2 rRNA genes and 1 other annotated feature are annotated in these 655 nt (G+C 43.5%); of the genes, one reads left to right on the top strand and one right to left on the bottom strand.

The window, feature by feature from the left end:
- Nucleotides 1-109, bottom strand: a 5S ribosomal RNA gene (gene rrf / locus AWT63_RS06055).
- Between the two features lie 69 nt (nt 110-178).
- Nucleotides 179-423: a sequence feature (23S ribosomal RNA rRNA prediction is too short), on the bottom strand.
- 4 nt (nt 424-427) lie between these two features.
- Between rrf and AWT63_RS06175 the strand changes: the two genes are divergently transcribed.
- A 23S ribosomal RNA gene (locus AWT63_RS06175) occupies nt 428-655 on the top strand; the annotation flags it as partial.

Here is a 655-nt window from a genome sequence, read left to right as displayed (position 1 = left end):
GTTTGGCAGTTACCGATTTTCCCGTTAACACAGTATCTTAGGCGTATACAGGCTTAACTGCCGGGTTCGAAATGTTTCCGGGTGTATCCCTGTAGCTATTACTACCAAACTCTTTTTTTGGACAATTAGAAATAAATAGTTAGGTAAAAAGATCTTTCCTCTTCTTTTTCTAAAGCAGTCGTATCATTAGTACTAGTCAGCTAAATGTATCACTACACTTACACCCCTAGCCTATCTACCACCTAGTCTCGGTGGGTACTCATCGAGCACTTATCTTGAAGGGGGCTTCTCACTTAGATGCTTTCAGCGATTATCCCTTCCGAATGTGACTACCCAGCTATGCATCTGGCGATACAACTGGTACATCAGTGATTCGTCCATCCCGGTCCTCTCGTACTAAGGACAGTTCTTCTCAATACTCTTTACGCCTGCAGTAGGACGGAAAGACCCCGTGGAGCTTTACTGTAGTTTGGCATTGGGTTTTGGCAATGTGTGTATAGGATAGTTGGGAGACTAAGAGATATGTACGCAAGTATGTAAGGAGTCAATGTTGGAATACCAACCATATATTGTTGAAATTCTAATCAAGCAATTGAGACAGTGCTAGATGGGCAGTTTGACTGGGGCGGTCACCTCCAAAAGAGTAACGGAGGTG

Origin of the sequence: Caviibacter abscessus (assembly GCF_001517835.1) — a bacterium.
GTDB lineage: Bacteria > Fusobacteriota > Fusobacteriia > Fusobacteriales > Leptotrichiaceae > Caviibacter > Caviibacter abscessus.
The sequence above is the reverse complement of the archived record's forward strand: the minus strand, read 5'-3'. Positions and strand labels throughout refer to the sequence as shown.